General features: G+C 36.9%; 11 protein-coding genes and 1 riboswitch. Of the genes, 8 read left to right on the top strand and 3 right to left on the bottom strand.

Features of this window, described 5'->3' with window-relative positions; genetic code table 11:
* Positions 1 to 104 precede the first annotated feature (104 nt).
* Entirely contained in the window at positions 105 to 632 is a 528-nt protein-coding gene (locus QP953_RS08845; RefSeq protein WP_052598434.1) for a hypothetical protein, read from the bottom strand.
* Between the two features lie 131 nt (positions 633 to 763).
* Between QP953_RS08845 and QP953_RS08850 the strand changes: the two genes are divergently transcribed.
* The 7 genes from QP953_RS08850 to fdhD all read left to right on the top strand — a co-directional run bounded on the left by QP953_RS08850 (position 764) and on the right by fdhD (position 10,444).
* Positions 764 to 1,576 carry a hypothetical protein gene (locus QP953_RS08850; RefSeq protein WP_309554683.1) on the top strand — a complete coding sequence of 271 codons (813 nt, stop codon included), beginning with the start codon at positions 764 to 766 and terminating at the stop codon, positions 1,574 to 1,576.
* A 201-nt stretch (positions 1,577 to 1,777) separates the two neighbouring features.
* A complete protein-coding gene (locus QP953_RS08855) occupies positions 1,778 to 3,370 on the top strand; it encodes a zinc-dependent metalloprotease (protein ID WP_309554684.1) in 1,593 nt (530 codons plus the stop codon).
* A gap of 419 nt (positions 3,371 to 3,789) precedes the next feature.
* Positions 3,790 to 5,349: a T9SS type A sorting domain-containing protein gene (locus tag QP953_RS08860; protein WP_309554685.1), complete on the top strand. Its 1,560-nt coding sequence runs from the start codon at positions 3,790 to 3,792 to the stop codon at positions 5,347 to 5,349.
* A gap of 550 nt (positions 5,350 to 5,899) precedes the next feature.
* Positions 5,900 to 6,364, top strand: coding sequence for a hypothetical protein (locus QP953_RS08865; RefSeq protein WP_309554686.1), 465 nt, complete (start codon positions 5,900 to 5,902; stop codon positions 6,362 to 6,364).
* An 85-nt stretch (positions 6,365 to 6,449) separates the two neighbouring features.
* Positions 6,450 to 6,645: riboswitch (cobalamin riboswitch) on the top strand.
* 126 nt (positions 6,646 to 6,771) lie between these two features.
* Complete coding sequence (locus QP953_RS08870) at positions 6,772 to 8,085, top strand: T9SS type A sorting domain-containing protein (RefSeq protein ID WP_052598440.1); 1,314 nt, start codon at positions 6,772 to 6,774, stop codon at positions 8,083 to 8,085.
* A gap of 258 nt (positions 8,086 to 8,343) precedes the next feature.
* The gene (locus tag QP953_RS08875) at positions 8,344 to 9,585 is read left to right on the top strand and encodes a T9SS type A sorting domain-containing protein (protein ID WP_309554687.1); all 1,242 of its coding nucleotides are present in this window, start codon (positions 8,344 to 8,346) and stop codon (positions 9,583 to 9,585) included.
* Positions 9,586 to 9,643: 58 nt separating this feature from the next.
* A complete protein-coding gene (fdhD, locus tag QP953_RS08880; RefSeq protein WP_052598442.1) occupies positions 9,644 to 10,444 on the top strand; it encodes a formate dehydrogenase accessory sulfurtransferase FdhD in 801 nt (266 codons plus the stop codon).
* A 156-nt stretch (positions 10,445 to 10,600) separates the two neighbouring features.
* On the opposite strand, the gene QP953_RS08885 is transcribed toward fdhD, so the two are convergent.
* Positions 10,601 to 13,420: a T9SS type A sorting domain-containing protein gene (locus tag QP953_RS08885; protein ID WP_309554688.1), complete on the bottom strand. Its 2,820-nt coding sequence runs from the start codon at positions 13,418 to 13,420 to the stop codon at positions 10,601 to 10,603.
* Between the two features lie 617 nt (positions 13,421 to 14,037).
* Positions 14,038 to 16,335 (bottom strand): FdhF/YdeP family oxidoreductase, encoded by a 2,298-nt coding sequence (locus QP953_RS08890; RefSeq protein WP_309554689.1) that lies wholly within the window; start codon positions 16,333 to 16,335, stop codon positions 14,038 to 14,040.
* Between the two features lie 473 nt (positions 16,336 to 16,808).
* On the opposite strand from QP953_RS08890, the gene QP953_RS08895 reads away from it, so the two are divergent.
* Positions 16,809 to 18,494 (top strand): formate--tetrahydrofolate ligase, encoded by a 1,686-nt coding sequence (locus QP953_RS08895; protein ID WP_309554690.1) that lies wholly within the window; start codon positions 16,809 to 16,811, stop codon positions 18,492 to 18,494.
* Positions 18,495 to 18,810: the final 316 nt, after the last annotated feature.

Raw genomic sequence — 18,810 nt, forward strand, 5'->3', positions numbered from 1 at the left:
GCTTCGTGTTTTCTGTGCTAAGTTTGTGCTTTCACGATCCGCAGAAATCACCAATGATCTATTGGTTGTTAACTGAGCAGCACTCACAAAGTAATTATCTTATGTTAAACATACTTGGATGGATAAGCTTTGAGTAGGGCTATAAATGAAAACATTGTAAAATACATGCCACTAATGCCGTAACCTAGTAGGTAGGTGTCAACACCATAATAAGCATCGTCTGTACAATTGGATAGATTGCAGTCTGCATCAGGGAGACATTGTATTTTCAGAGTAGCATAGGCCAATAAAAATAAACCAAGACTCAAAGCAAAGCCTATTTTTGAGAAAAGTCTAACAGATGGCAGTTGGTAAACCGTGTAATTGGTATCGACCAAAGTACTGTCTAACAATTTATCATTGGACGTTGTTTTTTGAATACTAGAAAGCTCAGAAAACTTAAATAAAAATAAGGTGCAAAACAATAAGAAGAAGATTGAGAAGCCCAAACTGATGACGATATAAGCGTCGTGATTTAAAATAGAATAACTGCATTCACACCCCCAATTATAACAGTCTTGATAGCTTAAACACCATGTTGTGGCAAATAGTATGATGACTGCTCCCAAACCTAAAAAAGATAAAGCTTTCATAGCCTTTAGTTTACATATTTTATAGAGAATTTTGTATCAATAGTTTGTTGAAACTAGATCGTAGCAGCATCGTTAATTACTACTTATAACTTAGTATCAATACACTTTTATCAAAATAGAACAAAAACGGGATGTTGCAAAAAATACTTTTAATACTTTTTTCTGCTTTAGCTTTGACAGGGGTGGGGCAGGTAGCAAAAGCACTTCCAAATGGCCATGCGCACAATGATTATGAAAAAAAATGGCCTGCTTTTAAAACGGCACTGTCAAAAGGGTTTGTAAGTTTAGAAATAGATGTATTCCCTTATAAAAATCAACTAAAAGTAGCACACATAGATTTTTTCTTAAATGTAGCTCCTGAATTAGAAGCATTGTATTTTAAGCCATTGGAGGAGTGGTTGTCAAAAAAAGGAAAATTGTTTGAGGATAGTACACAACGGTTAATATTTATGATTGATATAAAACGATCATCTTCCAAAAGTTATGCCTTATTAAGAACATTATGTATGCGATACAAACATTTGATAACCCATTACTATCCCGACAAAGATTCTGTTTCCTATGGAGTTTTAGACATATTATTGTCAGGAAATAAACCCTATGAGCAGGTCTTAAGGGACTCGGTACGATATATGTTGATTGATGGAGGGTTAGAGGATATTAACGATTCTATCCGAACGGCAGCCATTGCCCCTCGTGTCAGTGGGCGTTATGCCAGTGTGTTTTCTTGGCGAGGAAAAGGGGAGATGCCCCACAAAGAATTGACGCGTTTGCGAAAGATTGTAGCAACAGCACATGCCGATAATCGAAAAGTTCGTTTTTGGGGAATGCCCAATAAGCCTGTTGTCTGGAAACTATTATTGGATGAAGGGGTAGATTGGATGAATGTAGATGCTTTGGAAGCTTATCGTTTGTTTTATCAAGAGTATCAACAAAAAGAATAATTTAATCCTCATCTCTAGAGAATACTTTTCTTTGGTCTTTTTTGTTTTTTTACCAATTTATAACACGTTTTGAAAAAAAAAAAGAAACATTATGAGGATGAACTGGTTATAATCTTTAATTTTGAGCGTACAAAAATAATTACAACTAAGTGTTTACTTGCAAAAAAAAGCACTTTACTATTCAACAAAACAAAGTCAAATATGAACTTGAAAAAATTAGCACTGTTTGTTACCCTGTTTATTCCATTTTTAATGAATGCCCAATCCCCCAGCACTTCTTCTAATGATGGTTTTAAATGTGGTATCAGCGAACAATCAGCCGCTTTGATCAAGCAGCGTTTAATGGCCAACCGTCAGTTGTTTACTAGACAAGAGGTCGAAGATTTAGTTACTAAACGCACAACGACTTATATTCCAGTAACCATACATAATGTAGCGGGGAATTCAAGTGGTCTGGGTAAAACTAGTGAGCAAACTATTTTAGCTTTTTTATGTGGTTTGAATGCCATCTATGCAAGCCAAAATGTCCAATTTTTTATGCATGGACCTATTCGCAATAGAATAAGTAATAATATTTATAACAATGCAGGAACCTCTACTTCTCGTTTTCAAATGTTGAGTTATAGAGTTCCGAATACCTTAAACTTAATTATAGGTGCGTCTATCAATAATCCTAGAGCAAGTTGGTATGATACACAAGGTGATTTTGTCTTTTTGTTACAACAAATGTTGACTAGTGCTGCCAAAACAGAGGCGCATGAAATTGGACATTTCTTTACTTTACCACACACTTTCTATGGTTGGGAAAATAGTACGGTTACAAGTATATATCCTTCTGGAACACTACCATCTTGTACTGTTAATCCAAGTGGTTTTTATTCTTTTGCTCCTGAACGTGTAGCTCGTACAGGACCAAGAGCCAATTGTCAAACGGCAGGAGATGGCTTTTGTGATACGCCAGCAGATTATTTTTCAGATCGGTTAAATTGCCCTTTCCCAGCATTCAATGATTGTGATACAGTTCCATTGAATCCAGATGAAAGCAATATTATGTCTTATGCTTATGATGCTTGTGTGAATACTTTTTCAGCAGAACAAGAAGCTGCTATTGCAATGGATATAGCTGCTCGTACATGGGTAACAAATACGCCACCAACAACTACCGATGTAACGACATCGACAACTCCTGTGTCTCCTTTGGATGGAGCGCAATTAGGGGATATCAATGACCCAACAGTATTGTTAGAATGGAATCCTGTGCCAGGAGCAACAATGTATTATGTAGAAGTATATGGAACACAATTTCCTGGTCTTTGGTTGCCTAATACAAATGATCCTATATACAAAGGGATTGTTAATTCTGCCACACCACAGTTGAATTTGCCAACAACTAATTTGACAGCAGGAAGTCGTTATGCTTGGCGTGTAAAAGGGTTTAATTCTCTTTCTACTTGTGGACCTATGTCTGCATATGCTGACTTTGAAGCAACAACAGGAGTAACCACCTCTATCAAGGATTTGCCAATTGGGAAGCAAATGTCATTTACAGTTAACTCCAATCCAATTACAACTTCGTCTATTGCTTTGTCAATTTATTCAGCGGAAGATGTTGTTGGGTCTATCAAAATCTATAGCGTCGATGGTAGAGAAGCCTTGACTTGGAACAAACAAGATATTAGCAAAGGTTCTAGCATTATTCAATTGCCTGCTGATGGTTTGGAAAATGGACTATATGTTGCTGTTTTAATTACTGAAAGAGGACAATTGCAACAAAAAATTATCATACAACGATAATTAATAGTCAATTATTTTGATAAAAAGAGGAAAGATTTCAAGAGAGGTCTTTCCTTTTTTCGTTAGAAAAACTTACTTTTAAGTAATAACCACTACTTCACTTCACAATTATTCATACCAATTCACTTATTTTAAAGAAGGACAAATTTCTTCCGCACTCAAATACTAGGAAGGATAATAACTCCATGTCTTGTATTTCATTACTCCGTTGAAAAATCGTATTAGTTTGATTATCAATGAGATATACTTTTATCAGTCTTTGCGCTAAAAGACTGATAATCAAACTAATGCAAGATGCTTTTTTACGTTTTTCGTAGGAAAACTAAAAAATCAACGGAGTATTAGTATTTATTAATCTAATACAATTTAGTCGCGCTGTTACGGCGTGGTTTAAGCGAATTAATGTAAATAATAACAGTATGAAAAAAACAATCTCACTTTGGATGCTTACTTTATTAAGTATAGTATCTCTACAAGCGCAACAGTTTAATTGTGGAGTAGATGCAGCAGCAGCAGCAATTATTAAGCAACGTATGTTAGCCAATCGCCAGTTGTTTACCAAGCAGCAAATAAATAGCTTGATGACTTCAAGAGCCATCACATATATTCCTATAACAATTCATAATGTACGGAATACTAGTGGGGAAGGAGCCATTTCGGAAGATCGTATACTAGGCTTTTTATGTGGTTTAAATGCCATTTATGCGGATCAAGACATACAGTTTTTTATTCATGGTCAGATTAATAATTTGACCAATGACTTTATTGATGCCAATTCCAATACCTTTCAAGCAAAGCTAGCGATGTTCCAAAATAAGGTAGCGAATACCTTGAATATTTATATTGGACGGTCTACCTTTTATCCAGCAACAGGATATACGAGTTATTATGAACCCAATTATGATTATGTCTTTTTGCAAGAGCCAATGGTATCTTCTGCGGCGAAAACAGAAGCACACGAAATAGGGCATTTCTTTACTTTACCACATACTTTTAACGGTTGGGAAGGAACTGATGCAGAGATAGATTATAATGGTGTTAATGCACCAACTCATGTGCCATTGACAGGAGCATTGGTAGAAAAGGTAGCTAGAGGAGCTGGAGGAAATTGCGCAACAGCAGCCGATGGTTTTTGTGATACAGAAGCCGATTACCACTCTACGGCACTCATTCAAAGTTGCAATTTTACCCCTTCAACATTAGACCCTACAGGAGTTACCTTAAATCCAGACGAAAGTAATTATATGTCTTATTATAATGATAATTGTCAAAATAACTTTTCTATAGAGCAGAAAGGGGCGATTGCCATGTCTGTAGCTAATAGAACATGGGTAACCAATACGCCTCCTAATACAACTACTGTAACAGGAGTACCGACACTTGTATCCCCAGCTAATAATACTCCCGCTTCTATTGCGAACTCAACGGTTCGCTTGGATTGGGATAATGTTACGGGGGCAACTTGGTACTATTTGGAAGTATATGGCACGCAGTTTCCTGGAATTTGGCTTCCGAATACCAACGATGTTAAATTTAAAGGAATTATTACAACAGGGAATAGCCATTATGACTTATCAACAACAGGCTTGACAGTAGGAGAGCGGTACGCTTGGCGCGTGAAAGCAATTAACCAATATTCAACTTGTGCTGGTTTTGCAAGTTATAATAAATTTGAAGCAACTGCCGCTACAAGTATCAAAGATTTGTCAATAGAGAAACAGATGACGCTAAAAGTAAGCAATAATCCAATTACATCGAACGACGTAGCTTTATCTATTTATACCGCAGAGGAAGTTGTTGGGTCTATCCAAATCTATGGAATGGATGGAAGAGTTATGGTTACTTTAGCTAAAGAAACAATTGCTAAAGGGGATAATTTGGTTCAGATCCCTGCTGCTAATTTAACGAATGGAATGTATTTAGTAGTTGTGGCAACAGACAGAGGTTTTTTGCAACAGAAATTTGTCATACAACGATAATAAATACATAAATGCGTTATTGTTGAGTAACGACTAGTATTGAACAGGAATTTTGCTGCTAATAAGCAAGATTCCTATTTTTATTCGAAGAAAAGGACCTTGCTTTGGTTTTTGTTATCAAGGACTAGTTTGGCAACCTTCTATTTTAACATGACTTTGTTATTAACAATAGTTAGCTGCGCTGCTACTACGTGGTCGTTGAAAAACTTTATTAGTTTACTTCGTGAGTGCTGCGCAGTTGATAATCAGCAAGTTGTATTTTTATTGCGTTTTGTGTTAAAATTTTGATTATCAGTAAGATGTGCTTTTGTTAACTTTTGTGTTAAAAGACGGATAATCAAGCTAATCCAAGATGCTTTTTTACGTTTTTACTTCGTGAGCCTACGGGTTCGTAGGAAAACTAAAAAATCAACGGAGTATTAATATTAAATAGCACCTTTTTTTTTACTGGGGAACAACTTTGTGTGGATTCGTGTTACTATTGTATAATCGGTTACTTATATTATTACTTTAATTGGACAGAAAGCCCCAACAAAAATAGCCTAAATATATGTTTGGAAGAGTTAAGAAATGGTTTGGAATAGAGGGAACAAAGATAAGACTGCATGTATTACCTTCTTATCCTAGAAATGTTAAAACAATTAACGGAGAAATAGAAATTTACTCCAAGCGTCCCGAAAGAGTTTTGGCAATTAAACTAAAGTTTATAGAAGTTTATACTCGAGGAAGAGGAGAAGACAAACGTATAGATGAATTCTTACTGGGGACTTGGGAGTATAACAAACCAATAGAGGTCAGCGATGGCAACCCACATATGTTGTTCTTTAAATTGGAATTTGACCCTGTAGAATCAGCGATGGATAAGCGGGCAGGCAAAGGACCTTTGTTGAGAGGAGTCGTTAATATGATGAAATCTATGAAGGGCGTTCAATCTGACTACAGAATTGAAGCAGAGGCAATTGTTGAAGACAATACTTGGAACCCTTTGGCTAAGGCAAGAATTTTATTTGATTAGTTTAAGAATAAAAAAATGTATTTCAGAATACTACAAAAAAAAACCTTTTGATGTGTAAATCATCAAAAGGTTTTTTACATTTGCGGCATCTTTTAGAGATGTAGGTTTTTCATTTTATGTATCTGAAAATTAAAAGGGAATCGAGTGTAAATCTTGAACTGTCCCGCAACTGTAAATAGCATTTTGTTTTTGTAAAAAAAAAATCCACTGTTCAATTTAGAATGGGAAGGAATATAAAAACGCTATAAGTCAGGAGACCTGCCTATATCCTTTTGGTTAATGCTTTCGTGGATTGAAGCAACCAGTCTAGGAGCCTTTTTAGCCTTCCTATATTGGGCTAGTTCTACTTGGACTAGCTTCTATTCTGTTAGCATAGTAAAATTTTTTTTCATTTAAATTTTAAAGCTATGCAAGCCTTAGTAAAATTTACACTTTTAACCTTCCTATTGGTCGGAACAATGGGCAATCTTTTTGCTCAAAATGAATCTATTATTGTTGTCAATGGTGGTATTTATGGCGTAACAAATGCCAATACAACGATTGAAGCTCTAAATTCTGGAGTAGCTACCAATATGGGAACCATTGGAACCTCTTCTATTCAAGATGTGCTCGTTGATAGCCAATATGTATATGTAGCAGCGCAAGATAGTATTGTGAAGTACAATTGGATGACAAAAAACAGAGTTGCTGCCAACGCTTTTGGTGGAGAGAGTACCTTAAGTTTGGCACTTCACAACAACCATTTGTTAGTAGGAAACTGGTATGGACCTTGGGGGGCTACTGGACCTTACAATCGTCATTTTTTGATTTATGATGCGAATGATTTATCGTTGATTGATAGTATCCCACAAGTAACAAAACCAGCAGATGATTTTGTGGTGATTGGAGATTACGCTTATATCGCTCAAAACAACGATAAAACAGTTGGTTTTGGAGACACATTAGGATATTTGGCTGTAGTAGATTTGACGACAATGACTTTGGTTCGCAACGATACATTATCAACTACAGGAGAAGAAATAGGTCGATTGGTGGTAGAAGGTGATATGATTTATGCGATCAATGGCGCAAGCAACACGATTTCTAGTTACAACACAGTGACTTTAGCAAAATCAACACAACCAGCTGCTAATGGATTGGATTTGAAACCAGCTGCATATGGACCAACAGCATTCACAAAAGGTGCTGGTGTTTGGTATTTTCCTTATGATAGTGGAATTGGTAGCTATGATTTGGCTAATAATGCTGTTATAGCTGCGAACATGGTTAACATTGCAGGAAGTTTTGCTTTTGTGTTGGATACATTCAACAATACCTTCTGTGTGAGTCATATCAATTATTCTGATCAGCTTCAAAACAAAGGAAGAATTTATGATATGAATGGAGATAGTGTGGGAATGTTCCAAGTAGAATATTCTCCTGAAGCATTGGCGATTGTTTCTGATATTTTGGTGAGTTCTACTCTCCAAGTAGCTAAATCGAACGAATTGATGTATTCTATAAGTCCTAATCCTGCCACAACTACTTTGGCTGTAAATTTTGAAAAAGCAGAAGCTGTAACCTTAGTTGTTTTGAACCAAGTTGGACAAAATGTATTAACAAAACAATCAACAGATACTGCTGTTGTATTGGATGTTGCAGAATTAACTGCTGGCGTTTATTTCTTGGCTGTTGTTAGTGAAGATGGCATTATGAGAACTCAACGTTTTGTAAAGCAATAAATTATTGGGAGTAGTGTTTCTAGTAAATTATTCATGAAATGAATATGTGATTTTATGACCATGAATTACTTCGAACAATCTGCTTATAAAAAAGTCTGTATATCCTCGGATGTATGGGCTTTTTTCTTTTTAAAGAGGGTATTTATATCTGATAAACAGGGAAAAATGTTCTTGCAGATACGATCTGATTTTTGGATTTTAGAGTTGCTACAAGATTATGGCATATAGCATTTTTTATAATTCTAAATACATCAAAAAATGAAACAAATTGTACTTTTTCTATTTTTTATTGCGATGAATCTTCATATGCAAGCACAAGACACAACAAGGGTCTTATTTATTGGAAATAGCATTACCTATTTTAATAATATGCCACAAACCTTTGAAGCTATTGCAAATTCTCATGGCGATACAACTGCCGTTACGGTGTATGCACCAGGAGGGACAGGGTTTGTTAACCATGTTTCGAATCCCAATGTATTCGCACAGTTTAGACAGGGAAATTGGGATTATGTTGTCTTGCAACCCGGTTCTAATGAATCACCAGGTTATTCCTATCCAATCAGCGAAACATTGAGTAGAGGTCGAATATTACAAGATTCTATTTACAAATACAATCCATGTGCAAAGGTTTTATTTTATGAAATATCTTATGGCGTATGGGGCAATTCTGCAAGTAATTTAGCTACCTATAACAATACCATGACCGCAATTCGAAACAATTTAACTTATTTGTCTGATTCTACAGAGACATTTTTTGCACCTGTAGGAGAAGCATTTAGAACCGCATGGAATCAAGACCAGAATAGCCTGTTGTGGGGAAGTTACGGAGATATACATCCTAATGCAAAAGGTTCTTATATTGCTGCTTGTGTTTTTTATGCGACTATTTTTCAAAAACCATCTAGAGGGTCTACAGTTGTAACTTCGTTGTCTGCTGCGGATGCAGATTTTTATCAAGAGTTGGCAGATACAACGGTTTTGAATTATTTATCAAATTGGAGAATCAATACCTTTGCTCCAACAATCGATTTTAATTACACCACTAATGGAAATACCATCAGTTTTACCAATCTTTCTACAAATATAGATAGTTCCTTTTGGGATTTTGGAGATGGGACGACATCAACGGTTTTCGATCCGATGGTGACGTATGGAGGAACAGGAAATTATAATGTGACGTTGACTACGTACAAAAATGGCTGCGCAAAATCAATGGAACAAACAGTTGCGATTGGAGTACTTGGAGTGGAAAATGTAAAAACGTGGTCGGGAAGTTTCATATATCCCAATCCAACTAAAGATTATTTAAATATAGAACTAGAGCAAGACCATTCTAAGTATCATTTTGAGGTTTATAATCATTTGGGAGAATTGATTGTCAAGACCAATAAACGGTCTATTCAAATAGCACATTTGCCCAATGGAATTTACTATATAAATGTTGTAAATACGGAAACATTAGAGAGTCAAATACACAAATGGAAAAAGTATTCGTAACTTTGTTTTTGATAAGTAGGAGAGCAGAAAAATATAGCTAAAAAAATAGACTTACTATATGGCTACATCAGAGTATCAAGGACAAAAGTATTTAAAGAAGCAACAAAAGCTTGTACAAGATGTGTTGACAGTCGAAGAAGCGTTGCAAATTACTATTAACAATTTTCCATTTACAGTAACCATGCGAACGCCAGGCAACGATCGAGCATTGGTTCGCGGCTTATTGTTTTCTGAAGATATTTACAGAGGAGACAATGCCGCTTTAACCATCGACTATCGACAGAAAAATGCGATTACCAGAATTGCCAATGTGAGCCTAGATAAATCGCTTTTGGGAGCAGGAATAAAAAGCACTAGAAATTTACTATCTGTTTCTTCTTGCGGTATTTGTGGACGACAAGACTTGGATGAGCAATCTACATTTAAAGATTGCCTGACCAAAAAAGTAACCATAGATATAGAGAAGTTGTACCAATCTTTTGAGTTGATGCGTACTCAGCAAGATAATTTCTTGCGCTCTGGTGGATCACATGCCGCAGCAGCTTTTTCTAAGAACGGAGAAATGCTAAGTTTAATGGAAGATATTGGGAGACATAATGCAGTAGACAAAGTAATTGGAGATTTGATTTGGAAGGAAGCATTAGGAAAAGCTAGTTACTTGTTGGTGAGTGGTAGAATTTCTTATGAAATTGTTTCCAAAGCTTTTTGTGCCCAGATTCCTATTTTAGCTGCTGTTTCTGCACCATCTTCGCTGGCCGTAGAATATGCCAAACAATTTGGACTGACCTTATTGGGCTTTTGTCGAGAAGAACGTGCTACTTGTTATGCAAATGATTGGAGATTAGCCATTAAGGGATAAAAAAAGCCAATTTGAAAATAATCCTATTTTCAAATTGGCTTAAAAAAACTAAGTAAGTGGGCATAAAAAATTATAGGTAAAAAATAAGGTTGTTTAGCTGCGCTGCTACTTCGTGGTTTATAGAATTTTTTCTGAACGATTACTTATGAAGTGGTTTTATTGTTTTATCGCTTTTTTTAACGTTCTAAAACCTTCTTTTTCATTTTTCAGTTCAATGTAATAAATACCTGAAGCAAACTCATTCAAAGGAATTTCAATGGTATTATGACCTTGCAAAACTTGATGAGTACCCATGTTGATTAACGTACGTCCCAGCACATCTGTAATTTTTAACTCAACATTGTTAGGCTGCTGTGCGTGGAAACGAAGTAAGGTATTTCCTTTTGTTGGATTGGGTTGTAGATGGATGTCATTGACAAATTTTCCACTCATTTGCACATGGCTGATATCACAAATAAATTCAGGGCTATAAGAAATATCTACCTGTTTCAGCCTATAATAATAATCAAGCCCATTGGCGACATGAACATCTTTGTAGGAATAATGTTGAGAAACATTTGTCGTACCAGCACCATCGACCCAAGCAATTTCTTCAAACAAGATCCCATCAGTACTTCGTTCAATAGAGAAACCAAGGTTGTCCTCTTCTCCTAAAGTAGTCCATTGTAGTTGGATGGCATTTTCCTGCTGCATGGCTGTGAAATTTTCACATTTAACAGGCAGTAGAATACAACCAATTCGAATGTTGCGTTGTGTGGCACAAATACCATCATCAGCAGTACAGGTATAAGTCGTTGTTAAAAGTGGAGACGCCGAAGTATTGGCAGAGTTGGTCGAACTAAGCCCAGAGCTAGGAGACCAAGCATAGGTATAGTTAGAAACAAAACTACCTGGTATAGGACAAAAAGTAATTCCTTCATTTGTTGCCGTCCAAGCTGATGAATTTCTTCCCGCTACCGTAACGGCATTATTACCACCTGCATCTTCTATACCCATGGTATGTCCTCCAGAACCATCTGGTTGTGTTGTTGTGTGGATTTCAATACAACCTGTTGCTTCTATTAAGTGCACTTGAGTAGTGATATTATTACCAGAAGGATAATGATCTACATTAAAAAACTCCATCACTAAGGTGCGATTTGGAGCAACCCCTACTGTCTGATAACGAATAACATTGGCTGTTGGTTGTCCGCCATTACCTGGATCTAAATCATCCCAAGAAAAGGCAATTAAATTGTTTGGAGCAGTGGTAGAAGGGAGAGTTTGACCAGTACAACATCCATTGGGAGAGCCAGCCGTAAACGTCATAAAGCCATTGGAGCTAATATAAAAGTCGGTATAGTTGATACCCCAAAAATTAAAAGAAAACCCAATCGGAAGAGCACCACTTAGCGCATCATCGCCTAGAGATACTGTTGTACCGCCTGGGATAGCAATGGGAGCAAAAGCTGTCGTACCTGTATTGTACCCTGCTGCAACGGGAATAGGAACATCGCCATTTAAAGCAGCGACTAAGTTAACAGGAGCATCTCCTGCACAATATTGTAATTGGCTGGTATCTGGCGTAAAAGCCAAATTCATAGCATGGTCGGTTACCGTTAGAGAATTGGTGGCTGTACATCCTAAGGGATCTGTGTAAGTAACTGAAAAAGTAGCAGGAGTTGTTGGTATGGTTGCGATAGGATTAGCTATATTCGGATCGGATAGGTTTGCTGCGGGACTCCAAGAATAAGTGCCACTGCCAGCTAAGGCTTGTAATTGTTTGGTTGTTTCATTTGGGCATTTAACAGTGTCTTGAGCAGGAAAACTAACTCCTACAGGCTTAATAATAAAGCCCAAGGTTTGTTGACCAGCTACAGGACAAGCTCCATCATTAAAATTAATCGTAAAGGTTTGGTTGGCAATAGTATTAACAAACCAACTAACATTGATTGTAGCAGGGTTGCCATTAACAACAGTAACAATGGCTCCTGTTAGATTAGCAGCGATGTTATTGGCAATTGTAACAACATCTGTTGCGTCAGGGTCTGGGCAACTAATATCAAATGATAGTGTGTTGCCGACACAAGTTTCAAAAGCGCTATTGTTAAGAGCACCTCCACTAATATTACTAACAGGATCAGGAACAGGGGTATTGTTGGTACAAGAAATAACCACAATTTCCATATCTCTCATAGTTGTACCAATTAAAACACCATTTCTATATTCTTCAACCAAAATAGCAACAACGCCAATTTGTGTTGCGTCGGGCGTAAAATTCATTTGCCCTGTTGCGGGATCGAAACCATACGTTCCTGTGGTAGAAAGTGGTTGAGTTGCACTAAATCCAGCATTGTGGGTGATGTCTAAAGTGGCACTTTCTTTAGGATTAATTAATGAAAATACCAATGAGTCGCCATCGGGGTCTATCGTACCGTGATTGTAGCCAAAAGGTTGATTGGCACAAATATAGGGGATAGGGGGCGTTGAGAAAGTTGGAGAATTATTACAAGGTGCTGCTACATTATTAATTAACGTTTCGACATAAATAGAACCTGTACTAGAGTTGGTAATAGCACTATTACGACAACAATCGGAGAAAGACGCAATCCAATCGGTACAAGGTCCTGATAAAGTGACAGAAGCAGTATAGGTATAGACTTCAACTCCTTGTAAAGTTCCGCCATTACAAGTACTATTAGGAAGTTGTGCAGGACAAAGAGGAGAAGCTTCTGCAACGGATTGTTGAGTCATTGAGACAGATTGGCTAGTGCCACAACCAGAGGCAGAATTTAAATTGAGCGTTACTGTAGTTGGAGCGGCAATTCCAGCACAGTCTCGATAAAATGCTAATGTGAAAGTATAGTTATTGCCCCCTGTGCAGACATAGGACAAATCGGCTCCCATATTATGAGAGGCATAACTAGGTGATGCTAGGGAATAGCAAAGCAGGACAAAAGCAATCCTTAATAGGTTGCTGGTGTAAAATTGGTTCATTTAAAAGAAGTTTAATTGAAAAAAATGATTGCAATTATTATGTGTGTGTAAATTAATTGGCAACTCAATTTTTTAATTAAGTACTCCTATCCTTACCGATGTAAGTTTAAAATTTAGGGCAGTTTACTACAATGAATCAATATGGGGTATTAAGTCATGGAAAAACTATCAATTGCTCAGAAAGGGGGGGATAGGGGATTTCAAAGCAATTACTACATCAATGTATTATTACAATAGAGGATACAAGGGATATTAATTAAAAAGGTTATTTTGTTTTGTGATATAAAATTTTAAATAAGTGTCATAAATTTAAAAGGATATTTTATTAAAACAAATTAATGGGGTATTTTATTTTGTATGGAAGTGTATTTATATACAAATTGTCTGTAAAGTTACCTTTTGATGACGTAATTATTGCTTAATGAGCAGGTTATCAAGTAGATTGGTTGCTTTGTAGAAAGGTAAGTAATAGTAACAAAACGTGTAAAAAATATAAGCTATTGAAGAGGTAAAGAATAAGCCGTATATCTTCTATTATGATATACGGCTTACGTTTTGAAAAAATGTACTTCAACGGTAATAGAAACCTTTAAAAGGATGTGGCGTCACAATAGTCTTTAAACATCTGCTTTGATAATTTCTACTTCTATAAATTTAGAGGCAGGAGTGTTGCTTTTTTTTGCAACATTATCAATGTGTACCAAGGCATTAGTTTCTGGAAAATACGTGCCAATGCATCCTTGTGCAATATCATATCCTACCACTTTAAAGTTATTGGCAGCCCTTTGTTCTCCTTTAAAATAGCTTCTAAAGTGAATAATGTCTTTATCTTTTAAACCAAGATTTTGCATATCTTTTTTGTTCATCAATGCAATGCGGCGTTCATTGAGAATACCACGATAACGATCATCTAAACCATAAATAGTGGTATTGTATTGATCGTGTGTGCGAATTGTCATCATAATAAAACGCCCTTCGGACACTTTTCGTTTGGGGATAGGATTGATGGTTAATTGTGCTTTTTGAGAAGTAGTGTTAAAGGTACGGTTGCGAGCACAATTCGGAAGGTAAAAACCAGCAGGTTTTCGAACTCGTTCGTTATAATTATCAAAACCAGCGACAACAGCCTCTATATGGTTTCGAATAACATCATAATTATCAACCATGGCAGTCCAATTGATAGAGGTGTCTTTTCCAAAAGTTGCTTCAGCGATTCCTTGGACGATAGCAGGCTCACTTTTTAAATGCTTAGAAGCGGGCTCAAAATTACCTTCACTAAGATGTACTACTCCCATAGAATTTTCGACCGTAACAAATTGTCGACCAGAAGATTGGAAGTCTTTTTCAGCTCTAGAAAGGCAAGGCAATATAAGTGCTTCTTTTCCTGTCACTAAGTGCGAACGATTGAGTTTAGTTGATATTTGAACGGTTAGAGCACAGTTTTGAACCGCTTCTCCTGTTAGTTGACTATCAGGCGTCGCAGAAATAAAGTTGCCTCCCATAGCTACAAAAACTTTAACCAACCCTTTTTTCATCGCATGGATACTATGAACGACATCATAACCGTGCGGACGAGGGGCTCTGATGTTAAATTCTTGGTCTAGATTTGCCAAAAAAGTTTCGGGTGGAGCCTCCCATATACCAACAGTTCGATCGCCCTGTACATTGCTATGACCACGAACGGGGCAAGTGCCAGCCCCTTCTTTGCCAATAGCGCCTTTAAGTAGTAAAATATTGACGATTTCACGAATGTTTTGCACGCCATTTTCATGTTGCGTAATGCCCATTGCCCAACAGATAATGATTTTTTTATTGTCGATGAGCAATTGTGCAAAAGCACGAATTTCTGCTTCTGATACACCACTTTCTTCCACTGCTTCTTGAAAATCACTTTGCTCTAAATCGGCAATTAAAGCCTCATAACCTTCACAATGTTCTTGAATAAAAGGAAGGTCAAAGACAGTACCAGGTTGCTTTTTTTCTGCTTCAAGCATGAGTATCATAACTGCTTTGAGTAGAGCTACATCTCCATTGATGCGAACTTGGAGGTATTGATCTGTAATTTTGGTTCCTCCTTTGACAACTTCTACAGGGCTTTGAGGATTAACAAAGCGTTCTAAACCTGCTTCAGGAATCGGATTGATACTAACTACTTTGCCACCATTTTTTTTGCAATGGCTTAGTGCTGTTAACATACGAGGATGATTGGTTCCTGGATTTTGTCCCATGACGACAATTACCTCCGCTTGGTGCAAATCTTCAAGTGTTACCGACCCCTTGCCAATTCCCAGAGTTTCGCCAAGCCCTTTGCCACTCGATTCATGACACATATTAGAACAATCAGGAAGATTATTAGTGCCTAACTGGCGAGCCAATAGTTGATACATAAAGGCAGCTTCATTGCTGGTGCGCCCCGAAGTATAAAAAACAGCTTCATTGGGATCATTAAGTTGTGTTAAATGTTTGGCAATTAACTTGAACGCATCTTCCCAAGAAATAGGTTGGTAGTTAGAACTATTGGCAGGCAAATACATAGGTTCTGTAATTCGTCCCGATTTGCCAATTTTGTAATCAGACCATTGGCTCATTGTTTCAACGCTATATTGAGCAAAGAAATCAGGCGTAACTTTTCGAGTCGTAGACTCTTCTGCTAATGCTTTGACACCATTTTCGCAGTATTCGCCCAATGAAGAACGCTTGCCATCAGGGTCAGGCCATGCACATCCAGGGCAATCAAAGCCTCCTTTTTGATTCATTTTGTTCAAGCGTTTGATCCCTTCCCAAACACCCATTTCTTTGTTTAGGTGTTGTAAAGAAGCCACCAGGGCAGGAATTCCTGCTGCTTTTCGCTTGCGTTCAGTGAGTTTTAAATTTTCAAAATTTTCGGGGGGCACGATTTGAACATTTCTTTTCATAGTGGAGGTATATCTAAGTAATAATTTGGCGTCTCAATAACTATTGTTTCGTAGAGTATGTTGAGTAGGATCATAGTCTTTGCTTTTTTACTTTAAAAAGTAAACAACTAAGCGATAGCGATCTCACGAAGTACCACGCAGTAGCAGCGAAGCTAATCTACGAACTAACTACTAAACTTATTGTACATGAAAAAAATATTGGGTGGCTGTTTTAGCAGTCATTTTAGCTTAAACGAAACAGTTATAATTGGATACAAGCCTTTCCAAAGATTTTTATTCGATGTTAGTTGATAATCTCATTCAAGGTACTAAATTCTACTAGAATTAACAAAAAACCACTTAGTCTTTAAATTGTAGTAAAACAAGTTTATATTGTATAAAACTTATCTACTTTACTTTGCGGGGGAGTTGTATTAATTTGATTATTAATAGAATGTGATTTTATTGGTCAATTCTCCAAAAAACTACTCAAAATGGAAGAAACAAAATTCCTTACGGATATTGAAATTGCACAGAACAACGAAATGAGTCACATCAAACAGGTGGCAGAGAAATTGAACATTCAAGAGGATGATTTAGAATATTATGGAAAATATAAGGCAAAGCTTCCTTTGTCTCTAATTGATGATGCTAAAGTTGCCAATGGCAATTTAATTTTGGTAACAGCTATGACGCCAACTCCTGCGGGAGAAGGAAAAACCACGACATCCATTGGTTTGACAGAGGGGCTAAATAAGATAGGGAAGACGACGACAGTTGTTTTGAGAGAACCTTCTTTAGGACCTGTTTTTGGAATTAAAGGTGGTGCTGCTGGTGGTGGTTATGCACAGGTGGTGCCCATGGAAGATATTAACCTACATTTTACAGGTGACTTTGCTGCTGTAGAAAAAGCAAATAATTTGTTATCTGCATTGATTGATAATAATATTCAGAGCAAGACTAGAAATTTGGGCATTGATCCTAGAACAATCGTTTGGAAACGAGTCATGGATATGAATGATCGAGCTTTGCGCCAAATTACAATAGGGCTAGGAGGCACTGGAAATGGTATCCCTAGAGAAGATGGTTTTAATATAACGCCTGCTTCAGAGGTCATGGCCATTCTTTGTATGGCAAGAGATATGGAAGATTTGAAAGAAAAACTAGGTAATATTTTTATAGGTTTTACTTTTGATAAAAAACCTGTTTATGCTAGAGATTTGAAAGCACAAGATGCTATGGCTATTTTGTTAAAAGATGCTATCAAACCAAATTTGGTGCAAACACTAGAGGAAAATCCCGCTATTATTCACGGAGGACCATTTGCCAACATTGCACAAGGAACCAATACTATTATTGCCACAAAAATGGGACTATCTTTATCGGATTATGTAGTAACAGAGGCAGGATTTGGAGCAGATTTAGGAGCTGAAAAATTCTTAAATATCAAGTGCGTTGCGGGTGGATTAAAACCGAAGGCAGTTGTTTTGGTAGCAACAATTCGTGCGTTGAGACACCACGGGGGGGCATCAAAAGAGGAGTACAATACGGCAAGTGTAGAACGGGTAGGAAAAGGATTTGAAAACCTTGAGAAACATATTGAAAATTGTCAAAAATTTGGATTGAATCCTGTCGTTGCTATTAATGCATTTCCTAGTGATACCGATGCTGAAATAGAATTAATTCAAGCTGAATGTAAAAAATTAGGCGTGCAAGCGATTGTTGCGAACGGTTGGGCTGATGGTGGTGATGGAATGACTAATTTGGCTCAAGCAGTTGTAGATGAGGTAGAATCAAATCGCAATAACTTTAGTGCTTTGTATGATTGGAATTTGCCTGTTAAAGAAAAAATTGAGACCATTGCTAAGGAAATTTATGGGGCAGATGGTGTTACTTATTCTAAGAAAGCAGAATTGGATTTGAGAAGAATTGCTCGGCTTGGTTTAGAGCAGTTGCCTGTGTGTATGGCAAAAACGCAGAAGTCTTTTTCTGATAACGATAAATTACTGGGATGTCCAACTAATTTTACAGTAGAGGTTCGAGAGTTTGAATATGCCGTAGGAGCAGGATTTATTATTCCTATTTTAGGAAAAATGATGCGGATGCCTGGTTTGCCTGCGGTGCCATCTTCGGAAGGAATGACGATTGATAATAATGGTAAAATCTCAGGATTATCATAATAAATGAATTTTAAGCACTCATGCAATACGACGTAGTTAGCTGCGCTGCTACTGCATGGTTTCAACGGAGTAATGATTCGTTGAGTAGGCGTTTTCTTTTGAAGTAAATTTTGTGGATAGAGAAAATCATAAGAACAATTTTTTGAAAATCACGTTTTACTGCCAATGGTGTAAGACGTGATTTTTTATCTAAAAGGGCAAGCAATTATAAGATAATAAAAAACAAATTGTTTGATTTTTTAGGGATAAACTAATACCTTTGTAGGTGCCTATGGGCAAAAAATACCCCAAGCAAAAGGGACATGATTGGTTTAAA

The sequence above is a fragment of the Aureispira sp. CCB-E genome (genome assembly GCF_031326345.1).
Taxonomy (GTDB): domain Bacteria; phylum Bacteroidota; class Bacteroidia; order Chitinophagales; family Saprospiraceae; genus Aureispira.